Source organism: Providencia alcalifaciens (genome assembly GCF_915403165.1).
In the GTDB taxonomy this organism is placed as follows: Bacteria; Pseudomonadota; Gammaproteobacteria; order Enterobacterales; family Enterobacteriaceae; genus Providencia; species Providencia alcalifaciens_C.
This window is the reverse complement of record NZ_OU659204.1, coordinates 1,086,134-1,102,262: the sequence shown is the minus strand read 5'-3', so window position 1 is coordinate 1,102,262 and position 16,129 is coordinate 1,086,134. Positions and strand designations below refer to the sequence as shown.

General features: G+C 43.9%; 13 protein-coding genes. 8 read left to right on the top strand and 5 right to left on the bottom strand.

Annotation, left to right across the window (positions count from 1 at the left end):
- Nucleotides 1-63 precede the first annotated feature (63 nt).
- Nucleotides 64-1,188 carry an MFS transporter gene (locus LDO73_RS04880; RefSeq protein ID WP_224060447.1) on the top strand — a complete coding sequence of 375 codons (1,125 nt, stop codon included), beginning with the start codon at nt 64-66 and terminating at the stop codon, nt 1,186-1,188.
- A 208-nt stretch (nt 1,189-1,396) separates the two neighbouring features.
- Here LDO73_RS04880 and LDO73_RS04875 read toward each other — a convergent pair whose 3' ends face one another.
- From LDO73_RS04875 to LDO73_RS04865, 3 genes are all read right to left on the bottom strand, one after another.
- Nucleotides 1,397-2,140, bottom strand: coding sequence for a type 2 GTP cyclohydrolase I (locus tag LDO73_RS04875; RefSeq protein WP_224060446.1), 744 nt, complete (start codon nt 2,138-2,140; stop codon nt 1,397-1,399).
- A 195-nt stretch (nt 2,141-2,335) separates the two neighbouring features.
- The gene (locus LDO73_RS04870) at nt 2,336-3,832 is read right to left on the bottom strand and encodes a C69 family dipeptidase (RefSeq protein ID WP_224060445.1); all 1,497 of its coding nucleotides are present in this window, start codon (nt 3,830-3,832) and stop codon (nt 2,336-2,338) included.
- A gap of 280 nt (nt 3,833-4,112) precedes the next feature.
- Nucleotides 4,113-4,319 carry a YbfA family protein gene (locus LDO73_RS04865; RefSeq protein ID WP_006660462.1) on the bottom strand — a complete coding sequence of 69 codons (207 nt, stop codon included), beginning with the start codon at nt 4,317-4,319 and terminating at the stop codon, nt 4,113-4,115.
- A 451-nt stretch (nt 4,320-4,770) separates the two neighbouring features.
- Between LDO73_RS04865 and kdpF the strand changes: the two genes are divergently transcribed.
- The 7 genes from kdpF (at nt 4,771) to LDO73_RS04830 (ending at nt 13,159) form a co-directional block, all read left to right on the top strand.
- Nucleotides 4,771-4,860, top strand: coding sequence for a K(+)-transporting ATPase subunit F (kdpF, locus tag LDO73_RS18085; protein WP_071524944.1), 90 nt, complete (start codon nt 4,771-4,773; stop codon nt 4,858-4,860).
- Between the two features lies 1 nt (nt 4,861).
- On the top strand, nt 4,862-6,565 hold the full coding sequence (gene kdpA / locus LDO73_RS04855) for a potassium-transporting ATPase subunit KdpA (RefSeq protein ID WP_224060444.1): 1,704 nt from the start codon (nt 4,862-4,864) through the stop codon (nt 6,563-6,565).
- Nucleotides 6,566-6,578: 13 nt separating this feature from the next.
- Nucleotides 6,579-8,642 carry a potassium-transporting ATPase subunit KdpB gene (kdpB, locus tag LDO73_RS04850; protein WP_224060443.1) on the top strand — a complete coding sequence of 688 codons (2,064 nt, stop codon included), beginning with the start codon at nt 6,579-6,581 and terminating at the stop codon, nt 8,640-8,642.
- Nucleotides 8,643-8,652: 10 nt separating this feature from the next.
- Nucleotides 8,653-9,246 carry a potassium-transporting ATPase subunit KdpC gene (gene kdpC, locus LDO73_RS04845; RefSeq protein WP_224060442.1) on the top strand — a complete coding sequence of 198 codons (594 nt, stop codon included), beginning with the start codon at nt 8,653-8,655 and terminating at the stop codon, nt 9,244-9,246.
- Between the two features lie 8 nt (nt 9,247-9,254).
- Entirely contained in the window at nt 9,255-11,960 is a 2,706-nt protein-coding gene (kdpD, locus tag LDO73_RS04840) for a two-component system sensor histidine kinase KdpD (RefSeq protein WP_224060441.1), read from the top strand.
- 16 nt (nt 11,961-11,976) lie between these two features.
- Nucleotides 11,977-12,660: a two-component system response regulator KdpE gene (gene kdpE / locus LDO73_RS04835; protein WP_224060440.1), complete on the top strand. Its 684-nt coding sequence runs from the start codon at nt 11,977-11,979 to the stop codon at nt 12,658-12,660.
- Between the two features lie 103 nt (nt 12,661-12,763).
- Entirely contained in the window at nt 12,764-13,159 is a 396-nt protein-coding gene (locus LDO73_RS04830; RefSeq protein ID WP_224060439.1) for a DUF5329 family protein, read from the top strand.
- 198 nt (nt 13,160-13,357) lie between these two features.
- Here the strand turns inward: LDO73_RS04830 and glnS are convergent, their stop codons facing one another.
- Both glnS and LDO73_RS04820 read right to left on the bottom strand, forming a co-directional pair.
- On the bottom strand, nt 13,358-15,025 hold the full coding sequence (gene glnS / locus LDO73_RS04825) for a glutamine--tRNA ligase (protein WP_224060438.1): 1,668 nt from the start codon (nt 15,023-15,025) through the stop codon (nt 13,358-13,360).
- 147 nt (nt 15,026-15,172) lie between these two features.
- Entirely contained in the window at nt 15,173-15,988 is an 816-nt protein-coding gene (locus LDO73_RS04820; protein ID WP_224060437.1) for a sulfite exporter TauE/SafE family protein, read from the bottom strand.
- Between the last annotated feature and the right edge of the window lie 141 nt (nt 15,989-16,129).

Below are 16,129 nucleotides of genomic sequence, written 5' to 3'. Positions count from 1 at the left end.
CCCAAAAGCCAATAAACTTCTTCGTATTCCCACAAATTAAAGAGAAGAATATAGGTAAATTACATGAATCGTTCACTTTCCTTATGGCTTGCAGTGGCTTTAATGATGTTTCCGCAAATTGTCGAAACCATTTACAGCCCCGCATTGACTGATATTGCGGCTGCATTTCAGGTGAATGCCGAAAAAGCCTCTCAAACGCTTTCGCTGTATTTTTTTGCTTTCGCTTTTGGTGTCGTATTTTGGGGCAGAATGTGTGATGTGATTGGCCGTCGCCCCACTATTTTACTGGGGTTATTTCTGTATGGAGTTGCCGCTGTAAGCGCACTTTTTGTCTCGCATTTCTATGGGTTACTGCTACTGCGTATGTTATCCGCGTTTGGTGCCGCAGTAGGCTCTATTGGCACACAAACTATGATGCGTGACAGTTTTCAAGGTCATACGTTAGCCAAAGTTTTCTCGGTGATGGGCATCGCCTTAGCGATAAGTCCTGCACTTGGCATGATTTTCGGTGCCAGCTTAGTTTGGCTAGGTAGTTACCGAGCCATTTTTATGGGTTTGGCTCTCTTAGCCGCCATACTTTTGTTATGGTCATGTTATAAGCTTCCTGAGACCAAACCACAGAACGTGATCAAAACCCCATTTTTAACCACGGTTTTACACATGTTAGGGGATAAACGGATTCTCCAAAATGTGATGTTGATTGCATTTTTCAACATTAATTTATTCAGTTATTACCAGCTTGGACCCTTTATTTTTGAACAATTAACGTTCAACCAACAACAATTTGGTCTGACAGGTATTTTATTAGCATTAGGTGTCGGTCTCGGTTCGCTGATTAATCACACATTATTGGCGAAAAAGTGGTCAGCAGAAAAACTGGTGAAATTAGCCAGTAGCCTATCTGTTGTCAGTAGTTGTTTAGTTTATCTACTGCAAGGTCATATTTGGTTTGTGCTGCCAATAATGGGCATTGTGGTGGGATATGGGATCGCAATTGCGAATATTTTGGCGCACGCTCTGGATAATTATCAAGACAGAAAAGGCACCGCCGGCGCAATTTTAGGTTTATTTTACTATTTAGGATTAGCTCTCGGATTAATGGCCGCCGGCGAGGTTCAAAACCTAGGATTAGTGCTTATCACTTCAAGCCTAATACTGCTCCTTACCGCATTAAAATACCGAACTTGACCTATTTCTTTCATCAAGCCCAACGAGGATGTTTTCTATTATGAGGTGTTTTCTACTATGAGATGTTTTCTACTACGTAGCTATTTTCTAAGGATTTCGAGCCACAACTAGGCGGCCAAAGAGTGAAGCCCTAGGAGCATACAAAAGTATGTGACTAGGGTTCACGAATGCAGCCAACAACGTTGTAGTTTGAAAGACAAAGAAAATACTAAGCGGGGTTATCGATGTCGATGAAGGTTGCATTTACCCCATGATTATCATTCAACCACTCCGTCAACGCCTTAATCCCATAACGCTCTGTTGCATGGTGCCCTGCACTGTAGAAGTGGATCCCCATTTCTCTTGCGATATGAATGGTTTGCTCTGACACTTCCCCTGTCACAAAAGCATCTACACCAAATTCTGCCGCTTGCATAATAAAGCCCTGACCACCACCAGTACACCATGCAATTTGACGAATTTCTTCTTTGGCGTTGTCGCCACAATGCAATACTTTACGCCCTAAGCGATTTTCTAAACGCTCGGTTAATTTCGCGGGGGTAATGGGTTGGTCGAAAAAGCTAAATGGTATCAGTGGCTCAATGTTGCCATTGACTTGTACGCCCATAATATGGGCCAGTTGCGCATTGTTACCTAATACAGGGTGAGCATCTAATGGTAGGTGATAACCGTATAGGTTAATGTCATTCACCAGCAATGTTTTTAGGCGATTTCTTTTCATGCCTTTGATAATGGCGGGTTCGTTTTTCCAAAAGTAGCCATGATGCACAATCACCGCATCGGCATTCAGTCTTACCGCTTCATCCAATAATGCTTGGCAAGCTGTCACGCCTGTCACGATTTTTTTAACGTGAGGACGACCTTCGACTTGCAATCCATTTGGGGCATAGTCTTGGATTTCACTGACTTTCAGCTCGTCGTTAATTAGCTCTTCTAACTTAAAATTATGCATAATCGTGTCCTTTACCTACTGAATTCCTACTTATTCGTATTCAATTAGCATAAACGTAAATGATTTTTTTTTCTGCTGTATTTATTGGCTAACTCACACAAGCTAAGAATTTAGTCAAATTTGAAAGAGAGAGGAAATTAAACAAAAAAGCTCCCCACAGAGAGCCTTCTTGAGTTTATAGAATTGTGACTGTTTTTAGTCTTTCTTCGATTTATTCGCAAAGAAAATATCAGATTGAATATCTTCAGTTCGAATAGTGAAAAGTTGGTTAGTTAAATCCTCAGTTAGCTTCTCGGCGCTTGCCATCACATCCAGATTAAACTTATTAAGCATTTTATTGGCGGCGACTTTATCTGTTTTCGCCATTTTTAAGTAATTCACTTCCATGGCTTTTTGCTCTAACGCCGTTTTCGCTTCCCACTCTTGATAGGCTTTTTTAACAATAGGCGCAAGTTTAGGGTAGTCCGTCATCACTAATGTTTGTAACTTACGGTATTTCCAATAAATAGAATCGCTGTCTGCCTTATCTGTACCAACACCGTAATGCTTAGGATAAGCTTCTAGCCCACTATAATAAGGAACAAATGCGGTCAAATCCGCCATTCCTAACCCAACATATGTCACTTCGCCAATTTCTTGTGGTAACTCTGGACGTACTTGCATCACATGAGCTTCATAGGTTCTAAACACGCTGATTGGCCGCCATGGCTCTTTTCCGTTTAAGCCGTTGGTATACGGGTCATGTTCCGTGCCTTCAAAGTGATTACGTAACATGGCTTTCGCTTCTTCTACAGAGACTTTTTTCTCTGGTGTTAAGAAGGGAGCAAAATGTCTACCATCTGCAATATCTTGTTTTAACGACGGATTAAACTGCTGCTGAATGATCCAAACCCGTGGATCGTTATAATCACGATCACGCTCGTCATCTCGCGTATAGGCTTTAGAAAAATTGAATGCGCCATCTTTAGCTGGGTTGTATAAACCCTTTTCTACTGCAAATTCAACGAGGTTTTTAGAACCCAGCATATCGGGATTATTCACCTCAAACGCTTGTAAACGCCCCTGATTACCCGTTGCAAAATATTTATCTTTTGCAATTTTTTGAGCCATCCATTGATGACCCGTTCCAGTTTCTAAATACCACAATTCATTTTTATCGACGACAGCAACACCAAAGCCTTCACCGGCACCTTGGGTTTCAATAATATTACCTAAAAGCGCCACCGCTTCACGGGCTGTTTTTGCGCGGGAAAGAAGTACATCTGGAATATCATCTTCTGTAATTCCAGTTTCTTCAACATAGGGATCAAACGCTAATGCTTTAGGAGTAGCAAATATAGATTCAGTACCACTGACTCCTACACCTAATTCATTAAATCCAGTTGCACCATGTAATTGTGTTTTCCAATTTGGCACAGTTGTATATCGTAATGAATTTTTTGGTAATGGGTAGGTGAAATTATTAGCACCATTATGTTCTTTTGTACTATATATTCCTGATTGATTTTTTTTTGCGGGATGTATGACAAAATGCTGAGCTTTTAATGCACTGCTGTCAGCACTTCTCGCGATAATTAACGAGCCATCATTCGTGGCTTCACTACCCGCAAGCAGTGTGGTACAGGCCAATCCCGATGATATTAATGCGATATTAATTGACAATGCGATAACACATTTTTTAAATAGAATCATGATATTCCTCATTTGCTATTTATAATTAAATATCTTTTTAATTTTAATAAAATAAAATCCAATTTTATTGGGAATGGATATTAGCAATGAGATAAAGATAATTACCGTGATTCACTTCTCAGTGTCAAATAAGTTAATTTATTTAAATTTCAAATTAAATAACATGGCTTTAATTTAAATAACATTGAAGTATAGGAATTAATTATTATGATTTTTATATAAAAAAATCCCCACAATTAAATGATTGCAGGGATATCTTTTTAGTGAATTGAATCACTGATTAACGATGGCTTTCCATCGTTACTTCCGAGCTAGCCAACCATACAGGTTTATCGCTCGTTTTAGCCCAGACTTTATGCAGATAGCTATAAAATCTTGCTCTTTTTGGATAAAAAACCATAACCGGAAACGCAATAATGCCAGCTGTAACAGCAGCAGTGCGGCGTAAAAGTACCTGATTACGGGAATATTCTTGATATGTGGACATCGATATCCTCCTTCAGTAGCCACTTAATTTTGCCGATCCCAGTATTGCTCTTTACTTATATCTGACTTAATTCACATTTAACTCAATTCGCATTGAACGTAAATCACCAAAGAGGCACTAAAATCGAACACCAAGGTTAATCTTCATTAACGGAATCTATAATAGCGTAATTTGTGTAATTAAACTACTCATCTGACCACTTAAATATAAAATAAATTAACTTTTTGACTCAGTTTCGTTGTTTTATTACGAAATGTAGCAATGTATCGTACAAAACAAACAAATAAATCACACCTAATTAACAAACTATACTTATAGTATCCCTTCGGCATCACGAAGCGATTTTAATTGGGCATTTTTATACTATTTTTACACCTCACCTTGTTTTTTTATCAGCTTCTTTACAAGCAAATGCCTAACCTAGCGCAATGGAAATAATAAGGAGATAACAATGTCGCTACTTTCCATTTCTGGGGCAGTTCTTGTTGTTGTACTGCTGGTTTATCTGATTTATGCCCTGCTCAACGCGGAGAATTTCTGATATGGCCACCAATGCGTTTTTATTGATCGCCAGTTTTTTACTGGTTCTTATGCTGTTAGCAAAACCACTCGGCAACTTTATTGCATATCTTATCGATGGCGATATGCCACGTACGATTGCCAAAAGTGAATCTGTATTCTGGCGATTAAGTGGAATCAAACAAGTGGGGCGCGATCTCCCTGAGATGAATTACTGGCAATATGCCATCGCCATTTTGCTATTTAACCTGCTAGGTTTTGGCTTACTTTTCGTTATTTTAATGTGCCAAGGTTCCTTACCTCTCAACCCTCAGCATTATCCGGGAATGAGCTGGGACTTGGCTTTTAACACAGCAATTAGTTTTGTGGCCAATACCAACTGGCAATCTTATAGCGGGGAAAATACCCTAAGCTATCTGAGCCAAATGGTCGGTTTAACCGTACAAAACTTCCTTTCGGCAGCCACAGGGATCGCCGTCGTATTTGCACTTATTCGTGCATTTTCACGCCACGGTAGCAAAACGATTGGTAATGCTTGGGTCGATTTAGCACGTATCACTCTGTATCTCCTGCTGCCATTAGCCATTATTTTTGCTTTATTCTTTGTCAGCCAAGGGGTTATTCAAAACTTCGCCCCTTATGTTTTGAGTAACAACCTTGATAGCGCGCCGCAACTGTTACCAATGGGCCCAGTGGCATCCCAAGAAGCCATCAAATTATTGGGCACTAACGGAGGTGGATTCTTTGGGGCTAACTCATCTCATCCATTTGAAAACCCAACGGCATTAAGCAACTTTGTTCAAATGTTGGCTATCTTCCTTATCCCAACTGCACTTTGCTTTGCTTTTGGTCGTACCGTCAGTGATAACAAACAAGGTCACGCCCTGTTATGGGCAATGGCGATTATTTTCGTGATTGCCGCCGCCGTTGTGATCCATGAAGAATACGTCGGTAACCCATTCTTAGGGGAGCTACATGCCAGTAGCACCGCTAACCTTGAAGGGAAAGAAAACCGCTTTGGTACATTAGGATCTGCGTTATATGCCGTCGTTACTACCGCTGCATCTTGTGGTGCCGTGAACTCAATGCACGATTCTTACACCGCATTAGGTGGCATGGTTCCTATGTGGTTGATGCAAATTGGTGAAGTTGTCTTTGGGGGAGTCGGTTCAGGTTTATACGGCATGTTGCTGTTTGTTTTACTTGCCGTGTTCTTAGCTGGATTGATGATTGGTCGAACTCCTGAATACCTCGGTAAAAAAATCGAAGTGCGTGAAATGAAAATGGTAGCACTGGCAATCCTAGTTACGCCAACTTTAGTGCTACTTGGTACCACTATTTCACTGATGACCGAAGCCGGACGCGCCGGCATTCTTAACCCTGGCGCTCACGGATTTAGCGAAGTGTTATACGCATTCTCATCCGCAGCCAATAACAATGGTAGTGCATTTGCAGGGTTAAGCGCGAACACGCCGTATTACAACGTGATGCTGGCATTAGCCATGTTCCTTGGTCGTTTCGGTGTGATTTTCCCTGTATTAGCGATTGCAGGCTCTATGGCAGTGAAAAAACCACAAGCCGCCAGCCTTGCAACATTGCCGACACACGGTCCACTGTTTATCGGATTATTAATCATGACTGTTCTTCTCATTGGTGCGCTGACCTTTGTCCCTGCGCTTGCGTTAGGGCCAATCGCGGAACATCTGCAAATTTGGTTAGCGGCATAATGAGGGTGAAAAAATGAAAAATCAAAAAACACAATTATTTGATAGCAAACTGGTTCGCCAATCGACGATTGATGCCATTAAAAAACTGACACCACAGGCCCAATGGCGTAATCCAGTCATGTTTGTGGTTTACATCGGCAGTATTATTACGACTTTATTATGGATAGCCATGGTCGCCGGCTATAGCGAAGGCAACGCTTGGTTTAGTGGCATGGTCACTTTATGGTTATGGTTTACTGTGCTGTTTGCCAACTTTGCAGAAGCTTTAGCGGAAGGCCGTAGTAAAGCGCAAGCTCAGAGTTTAAAAGGCGTAAAACAGCAAAGCCGAGCGACCAAACTGGCGACAGCGTCTCTCGATGCACCGCAAGAAATGGTCAGTTCAGACCAACTTCGTAAAGGCGATATCGTCCTGATCCGCGCAGGGGAAACCATTCCTTGTGATGGCGAAGTGATTGAAGGCGGTGCCTCCGTAGATGAAAGTGCCATTACAGGTGAATCCGCGCCTGTGATCCGTGAATCCGGTGGAGACTTTTCATCGGTCACGGGGGGAACTCGCGTACTTTCTGACTGGCTGATTGTCGAATGTACGGTTAACCCGGGTGAAACATTCTTAGACCGCATGATCTCCATGGTGGAAGGCGCACAACGCCGTAAAACGCCCAATGAAATCGCGCTCACTATATTATTAACCGCACTGACCATTATCTTTGTTCTAGTGTGTGCAACGTTATATCCGTTCACCTTGTATGCCACGGAATACGCAGGTGCAGGTGGTGCGGTGTCTATCATTGTATTGATTGCCTTGCTGATCTGTCTGATCCCTACCACCATTGGCGGGTTACTTTCTTCCATTGGGGTTGCCGGAATGAGCCGTATGCTAGGCGCAAACGTGATTGCCACCAGCGGACGTGCCGTGGAAGCAGCGGGAGACGTTGACGTCCTGTTACTGGACAAAACAGGCACCATCACCCTCGGTAACCGTCAAGCCTCAGAGTTTTTACCGTTAAGTGGTGTCTCGGAACAACAATTAGCAGACGCCGCTCAACTCTCCTCTCTGGCGGATGAAACCCCAGAAGGACGCAGTATTGTGGTGCTCGCAAAACAAAAATTCAATTTACGTGAACGCGATATCCACGCCATGAACGCTACGTTTGTCCCCTTCTCTGCCATGACTCGCATGAGCGGTGTGAACGTCGGCGAACGTATGATCCGCAAAGGTTCTGCTGACGCTATTCGCCGTTATGTCGAAGCCAACCACGGTAAATTCCCTGTCGAAGCCGACAAACTTGTTGAACAGGTGGCGCATACAGGGGGAACACCATTAGTAGTGGTTGATAGCCAAACAGTACTCGGTGTAGTGGCGCTCAAAGACATCGTCAAAGGCGGTATGAAAGAGCGTTTTGCGCAAATGCGTGCGATGGGGATCAAAACCGTGATGATCACGGGGGACAACCACCTAACCGCAGCGGCGATTGCGGCAGAAGCAGGCGTAGATGATTTCTTAGCTGAAGCCACTCCAGAAGCAAAACTTGCATTGATACGCCAATATCAATCGGAAGGTCGCTTGGTGGCCATGACCGGGGATGGCACCAACGATGCGCCAGCACTGGCACAAGCGGATGTGGCCGTTGCCATGAACTCGGGTACGCAAGCGGCTAAAGAAGCCGGTAACATGGTAGATTTAGATTCCAACCCAACTAAGCTGATTGAAGTGGTGCATATTGGTAAACAGATGCTGATGACTCGCGGATCATTGACCACATTCAGTATTGCCAACGATATCGCCAAATACTTTGCAATTATTCCGGCCTGTTTTGCGGTCACATGGCCACAACTCAATGCCTTGAATATTATGCATTTGCACTCCCCTGCTTCGGCATTGCTGTCGGCGGTTATTTTTAATGCCTTGATTATTGTGTTCTTAATTCCACTGGCCTTAAAAGGGGTGAATTATCGCCCGATGAGTTCTCAATCACTTTTACAGCGTAACTTGGGCCTGTATGGGTTAGGCGGCTTGATTGTCCCATTTGTGGGGATCAAACTTATCGATATGTTCATCAGCTTATTTGGTATTTAAGGAGCCTATTATGAACATGTTTCGTTCTTCATTGATGATTTTAGTTTTATTAACGCTGGTGACTGGGATTGCTTATCCGTTACTTGTGACGGGGCTTTCTAATGTCATTTTTCCAACTCAATCGATGGGTTCACTGATCCTACAAGATAATCGCATTATCGGTTCATCGTTAATTGGGCAGTCTTATCAAAATGACAATTACTTTTATGGTCGCCCATCAGTGACAGCAGAAATGCCCTATAACGCACTGGCTTCGGGTGGCAGTAACCTCGCTATTAGTAATCCTCTATTAACCAAGGAACTGACTGAGCGCTCGGTTGCATTGAAACAGCATGAACCCGATGGCGGTGATACTTTGCCAGTGGATTTACTGACCGCCTCTTCCAGTGGGCTAGATCCGCATATTTCAGTTGCCGCTGCTTTATATCAAGCGCCGCGTATTGCCAAAAACAGACAGTTATCGATAGACAAGGTAAAATCGCTTATTACTGACAATACTCAATCTCCCCTGTTTCGATTTTTAGGAGAGCCAGTCGTCAACGTATTAGAGTTAAACCTTGCCCTTGATACCTATCAACGGGAAGCTAACAGTCAAAATCACTGAGGTCAGTTATGAATAATCAGGAGCCTATCCGCCCAAACCCAGATGACCTGTTGGTAAAGGCAAATGAAAGTGGACGTGGCAAGCTTAAGATTTTCTTCGGTGCTTGCGCCGGTGTCGGGAAAACTTATGCCATGTTGCAAGAAGCGCAACGCCTTCGAGCACAAGGGTTAGATGTGCTGATTGGCGTGGTCGAAACTCATGAGCGAGAAGAAACCGCCGCGCTGCTGGATGGGCTCCCGCAACTTCCTCCGTTAAAAATCAGCCACCGGGGGCGTCGTCTGCACGCCTTCGATATTGATGCTGCATTGGCAAGGCATCCTGCCATTATCTTGATGGATGAACTCGCCTTCAGTAATCCAAACGGCAGCCGCCACCCTAAACGCTGGCAAGATGTCGAAGAATTACTGGATGCAGGTATTGACGTTCTCACCACGGTTAACGTTCAGCATATTGAAAGCTTAAATGACATTGTTGGTAGCATCACCGGTATCCGCGTGCGTGAAACGGTGCCTGACCATATTTTTGATGCCGCCAATGAAGTGGTTTTAGTGGATTTACCCCCGGATGATCTCCGCCAACGTTTAAAAGAAGGCAAAGTGTATATTCCGGGACAGGCTGAACGTGCTATCGAGCATTTCTTTCGTAAAGGAAACTTAATTGCTTTACGCGAATTAGCCTTACGCCGTACTGCTGACCGTGTTGATGACCAAATGCGTGAATTTCGAGATGGTAAAGGCGAAGCCCCCGTTTGGCATACCCGCGATGGGTTACTCCTGTGTATCGGGCATAATACGGGCAATGAAAAGCTAGTACGAGCCGCTGCTCGCCTTGCCGCTAAGTTTGGCTGTGTTTGGCATGCCGTGTATGTAGAAACCCCAACATTACACCAACTTCCTGAAAATCAGCGCCGCGCTATTTTGAAAGCACTGAGGCTAGCTCAAGACTTAGGCGCAGAAACCACCACGCTTTCCGATCCTAATGAAGAAAAAGCCATTTTGCGTTACGCGCGGGAGCATAATCTCGGTAAAATTTTGATAGGCCGGCGCGATAAACATCGCAAATGGTATAAATTTAAATTACGCCAAGGTTTTGCGGATAGACTCGGTAAACTTGGGCCTGATTTAGATTTGATCATTGTCGCCCTTGAAGAAAAAAGCGATTGGGATAAAGAACCTGAGAGAAAGCCGTTTACCGAAAAATGGCGCTCTGATGTCAATGGCTATTTAATGGCGATCGCCATGTGTGCGACTATCACTCTATTCTCTCGAACATTCTTACTGGCGCTGGATAAAGCCAACTTAGTCACCCTCTATTTATTGGGCGTCGTACTAGTCGCGCTGTTTTACGGTCGCCGCCCTTCCGTTTTCGCCGCGTTAATCAATGTGATCAGTTTCGATTTATTTTTCGTTCAGCCCCATTTTTCGTTGGCGATTATGGATATGCAGTATCTGGTTACCTTTACGGTGATGCTGATTGTGGGGGTGGTTGTCGGTAATCTCACCGCAGGCATGCGATATCAGGCAAGAATTGCGCGTTATCGAGAACAACGCACGCGACATTTATATGAAATGACCAAAGAGCTAGGTCAAGCCCTCAGCACGGAAGATATCGGTAAAACAGGCTACCACTTTTTAAATAATGCCTTTCAAGCAAAAACCTGTTTGCTACTCCCCGATGAAAACAACCAACTGATACCATTACAGTGTGAAGGTTATAGCCAGTTGCAAATCGACAAAGCTATCGCAAAATGGAGCTTTGATAAGCGCCAGCCTGCGGGGGCAGGGACAGACACGCTTCCCAGCGTACCGTACCAATTACAGCCCATCACGACGGCGGATGAAACTCTTGCCGTGCTTGCCATTGAGCCGCGTAATATTCGCCAATTACTGATCCCCGAGCAGCAACGTATGCTGCAAACCTTTACTGGATTAATCGCCAGTAGCCTTTCCCGCCTGCAACTGACCAAACAAGCAGAGAGAGCGAAGTTGGATGTTGAACGAGAGCAATTACGAAATTCACTGCTGGCGGCCTTATCCCATGACCTCAAAACGCCACTGACTGTTTTATTTGGTCAAAGCGAAATTTTGATGTTGGAGTTATCAGCTGAAAATTCACCGCTCACCGCACAAGTCAGCCAGATGCGCCAACAGGTGTTAAGCACCTCGAGATTAGTGAATAATTTATTGGATATGGCCCGCTTACAATCTGGGGGGATCCACCCGAATTTGGAATGGGAATCTCTGCAAGAAATTACTAGCAGCGCCGTTCGGATCTTGGACTACACTTTAGACAGTCATCCACTTGATATTGATATTCCAGCCGATTTACTCTTGTATTGTGACGGTAACTTGATTGAGCGCGTGATCATTAACTTGCTCGAAAATGCCATAAAATACAGTGATAGTGATACGCCGATTGGTATTCGTGCGTCTATAGAATCACAAAAAGCCCATGTCGAAGTGTGGGATGCCAGCAATGCAATTCCCGACGGGCAAGAAAAAACGATTTTCGATAAATTTTCCCGCGCACAAAAAGAATCGGCAATTCCGGGAGTTGGCTTAGGTTTAGCTATCTGTCGTGCTATTATCCATCTCCATGAAGGTGAAATTTGGGCACAAAACAATGAGAAAGGTGGTGCCAGCTTCCATTTTGTTTTGCCATTAAAGCCATTACCCGAAATTGAAAACGAAAACGAAAACGAAAACGAAATTTAGGAGCATCTAGCAGACTGTGAGTTCCCATCAAATCCTGATCATTGAAGATGAAAAAGAGATCCGCCGCTTTGTTCGACTAGCGTTGGAGGGTGAAGGCTGGAAAATTTTTGAAGCTGAAAATTACCAACGAGGACTCATTGAAGCAGGCACTCGTCAGCCCGACTTGGTCATTTTAGATCTCGGATTACCCGATGGTGATGGATTGGATTTGATTCGTGATTTACGCCAATGGAGCAGTATTCCGTTGATCGTACTTTCTGCTCGTGAAGAAGAGTCCCAGAAAGTGGCCGCTCTGGATGCGGGTGCCGATGATTATTTGACGAAACCTTTTGGTATTAGTGAGTTGCTCGCCCGTGTCCGAGTTGCTTTGCGTCGTTTTGGTAAAGCGGGTCAAGAAAGCCCTACTTTTCAATTTGGCGATGTCACCGTGGATTTTATCAACCGCATCGTGACTAAAGGCAGTGAAGAGCTTCACCTCACCCCGATTGAATTTCGCCTACTCAGCGAACTTGTCGCCAATAGCGGGAAAGTGCTCACTCAACGCCATTTGTTGCTGCAAGTCTGGGGACCGAGTTACGTCGAACACAATCATTATCTGCGTATTTATATGGGGCATTTACGCCAAAAATTGGAAAATGACCCTGCTCGCCCCGCACATTTTTTAACAGAAACGGGAATTGGCTACCGATTTATGCCTTAAAGCCTAAGTTTGTCTTAAAACATGATTCTCAGATTATTACTGATAGTTTATTCATCACGGCTGCCTATAATCTCTCCAATCTTAACTTATCGGAGCGTTTCCTGTGCAATCGTTACTGACTCAAGCCTCTCGCCGTTTTGCTTCAATCTTAGTGATTTTTTTAACTATTTTCGTCACCACCAAAGCCCTTGCGCTAAGCCCAGAAGAGAAAACGCGTACTGAAGCGTTGTTAACGGAGTTGGGCAAACAGCAGAATTTAACCTTCACGCGTAATGGTTCTGGTCATTCTGCACCAGACGCTGAATCCCATTTACGTTTAAAACTGAGTAAAACCGAAAAGCGTTTGCAGACGACAGAGCAGTTTATTGACAATGTGGCATCCAAATCCTCTATCACCGGAGAAGAGTATCAAGTCACCGATGCCCAAGGTAAAGTCACCAGCGCCAATCAGTATCTGCATGATTTACTGAAAAATAACGTCGATAAATCTGCTAAATAATAGGCTTTTAAAAAGACAAAACCCCAATTTATCGTTGATAAACTGGGGTTTATTTTTAGACTGTTCTCCGCAATCCTCTAAATAATTCGTGTTATAGCAAGGCGGCAAGTGAGCTAATCCCTAGGAACATACGTCAATATGTGACTAGGGTTAGTGAATGAAGCCAACGCCGCTACAGCGCGAAGTATGACGAGGATTCTATGCGTTTTCTTGCTTAGCCCAAGTATCACGCAACCCAACCGTACGGTTAAACACCAGCTTATCCGCACTGCTCAGTTTGTTATCTGCGCAGAAGTAACCTTCACGCTCAAACTGGTACGCTTTTTCTGCTGGCGCATCGCGCAGGCTTGGTTCGACGAAACCTTGGCGGATGATCAGAGATTCTGGGTTCAGCACGGATAAGAAATCATCTTCGGCTGCTGGGTTTGGTACAGTAAACAGGCGGTCATACAGACGAATTTCCGCTGGCAGTGCATGTGCTGCACTTACCCAGTGGATAACGCCTTTAACTTTACGACCGTCAGCAGGATCTTTGTTTAATGTGCCTGCATCGTAGGTACAGAAGATAGTGGTAATATTGCCTTCTGCATCTTTTTCTACGCGCTCTGCTTTGATGATATAAGCATTACGAAGACGCACTTCTTTACCTAATACCAAGCGCTTATATTGGCGGTTAGCTTCTTCGCGGAAGTCTGCACGGTCAATATACAGCTCATTGCTAAATGGCACTTCACGAGTTCCCATTTCTGGGTTGTTCGGGTGATTTGGTGCCTTCAGAATTTCTTCACCTGCAGGCATGTTTTCAATCACTAAGCGAACTGGGTCGATAACCGCCATTGCGCGTGGTGCTGAGTCATTCAGGTCATCACGGATGCAAGATTCTAATGCCGCCATTTCAACGTTGTTATCTTGCTTCGTGACACCGATACGACGGCAGAATTCACGAATGGATGCCGCTGTATAGCCACGACGACGTAAACCAGAAATGGTCAGCATGCGAGGGTCATCCCAACCAGCAACATGTTTTTCAGTCACTAATTGGTTCAGTTTGCGTTTTGACATTACCGTGTATTCGAGGTTCAGACGAGAAAACTCGTACTGACGCGGGTGGCAGTCAATCGTGATATTGTCCAGTACCCAGTCATACAGACGGCGGTTATCTTGGAATTCTAATGTACACAGTGAGTGTGTAATGCCTTCCAGCGCATCAGAAATACAGTGAGTGAAGTCGTACATCGGGTAGATGCACCACTTGTTACCGGATTGGTGATGTTCCGCAAATTTAATGCGATATAACACTGGGTCACGCATAACCATAAATGGCGATGCCATATCGATTTTCGCACGCAGACACGCTTTACCTTCTTCAAAGCCACCATCGCGCATTTTTTCAAATAACGCTAAGTTGTCTTCAATCAGGCGCTCACGGTAAGGGCTGTTTTTACCCGGCTCTTTTAATGTGCCACGATATTCACGAATTTCATCCGCGCTTAATTCATCAACGTAGGCAAGGCCTTTCTTGATAAGCTCAATCGCGTATTGATATAAAATATCAAAATAATCCGATGAGTAGCGAATGTTGCCACTCCACTGGAAACCTAACCATTGGACGTCGTTTTGAATGGAGTTCACATACTCAACATCTTCTTTGACCGGGTTAGTATCATCAAAGCGTAAGTTACATTGGCCTTGATAATCCTTCGCGATACCAAAGTTCAAGCAAATTGATTTCGCATGGCCAATGTGTAAGTAGCCATTCGGTTCAGGTGGAAAACGGGTATGTACTGATGTGTGTTTCCCAGTCGCCAGATCTTCATCTATGATCTGACGGATAAAGTTAGTTGGGCGAGCATCTGCCTCATTCATTGTCATCGTTCCTCAGTGCCAAAAGCGCGCTAAATTCGTATAGTAACCGAATATATTCTACCATAATACGTCCAGAAACAACCGTTTGATTAAGGTTAGTCAGCAAAAGCAATGGCAAAGGGGGATTTTTATCAAAAAATAGGCTATTTATACGAATAGCATGACCCCAAGAACCACCATCAATAAAATGGGATAGCTTTGGGCATGGCGTTTATCACTCAAGTAGGGCATCAAAAATGAAGCAAAACGAATGCCTAGCCACGAGGTAACAATCAAAATTAAGGCACCTTTAATATAAATCATACCTAAGAAGCCGGAGCCTAATTCAAGGTGCTTTTCCATAGCAAAATAGAAGTAAATCAAAGAACCCGTGATTGCCATCGGTAACGTCAGCGGATTAGCAAATGCCGCCGCTTGCAACATGCTCGCTCCACGGCGACGCATCAAAGGTACTGTCATCACACTGCCCCCCACGCCTAAAAATGCCGCAACTGTACCAATCACTGTACCGATGACGGTATCTTCAATACATTTGCCTCTTATTAACGTATTACCTTCTGACTGGGTTTGCATAAATCCGGGACGAATAAAGCAATCGAGAATAGTGATAATGAGATAACTGATAAACATCCAGCGGATCCATTCACTGTCTACCGATAGCGCAATGAGCGCACCTAAAATACCGCCAATTGAAATAGGCAGCATAAAAGGTTTGATAATTTGCCAGTTGAAATTTCCTTTCAGGCAGTGTGCTCGGCTCGATAAGCTTGATGAGAAAATCATCACAAATGTGGACGTGGCGACTGCGATTTGCATAGCGACGTCACTGGCATCATGGCGGGGTCCCCAAACAAGGGTAATTAATACATATAACAGTGGTACCGTAATAAAGCCGCCACCGAAACCGAACAGTGCTGTCGTGATCCCCGAAATGAAACCAAATAAACAAAGTAGTAAATCCACAGGACGATCCTCAAAGATGGTTGAGTTTTTATCTTATCCTTGAGAACCTTCCCGCGCTTATGCAGATTTGACAACTCACTTTGAGATTTTGCCAAATTAATTAACAAATATAACCATTGAGTTACAAATTTCAGTATATTC

Bases quoted from the DNA above. Each gene is read 5' to 3' on its own strand.
- LDO73_RS04880 (WP_224060447.1), top strand. From the start codon at position 64: ATGAATCGTTCACTTTCCTTATGGCTTGCAGTGGCTTTAATGATGTTT.
- LDO73_RS04875 (WP_224060446.1), bottom strand. From the start codon at position 2,140: ATGCATAATTTTAAGTTAGAAGAGCTAATTAACGACGAGCTGAAAGTC.
- LDO73_RS04870 (WP_224060445.1), bottom strand. From the start codon at position 3,832: ATGATTCTATTTAAAAAATGTGTTATCGCATTGTCAATTAATATCGCA.
- LDO73_RS04865 (WP_006660462.1), bottom strand. From the start codon at position 4,319: ATGTCCACATATCAAGAATATTCCCGTAATCAGGTACTTTTACGCCGC.
- kdpF (WP_071524944.1), top strand. From the start codon at position 4,771: ATGTCGCTACTTTCCATTTCTGGGGCAGTTCTTGTTGTTGTACTGCTG.
- kdpA (WP_224060444.1), top strand. From the start codon at position 4,862: ATGGCCACCAATGCGTTTTTATTGATCGCCAGTTTTTTACTGGTTCTT.
- kdpB (WP_224060443.1), top strand. From the start codon at position 6,579: ATGAAAAATCAAAAAACACAATTATTTGATAGCAAACTGGTTCGCCAA.
- kdpC (WP_224060442.1), top strand. From the start codon at position 8,653: ATGAACATGTTTCGTTCTTCATTGATGATTTTAGTTTTATTAACGCTG.
- kdpD (WP_224060441.1), top strand. From the start codon at position 9,255: ATGAATAATCAGGAGCCTATCCGCCCAAACCCAGATGACCTGTTGGTA.
- glnS (WP_224060438.1), bottom strand. From the start codon at position 15,025: ATGAATGAGGCAGATGCTCGCCCAACTAACTTTATCCGTCAGATCATA.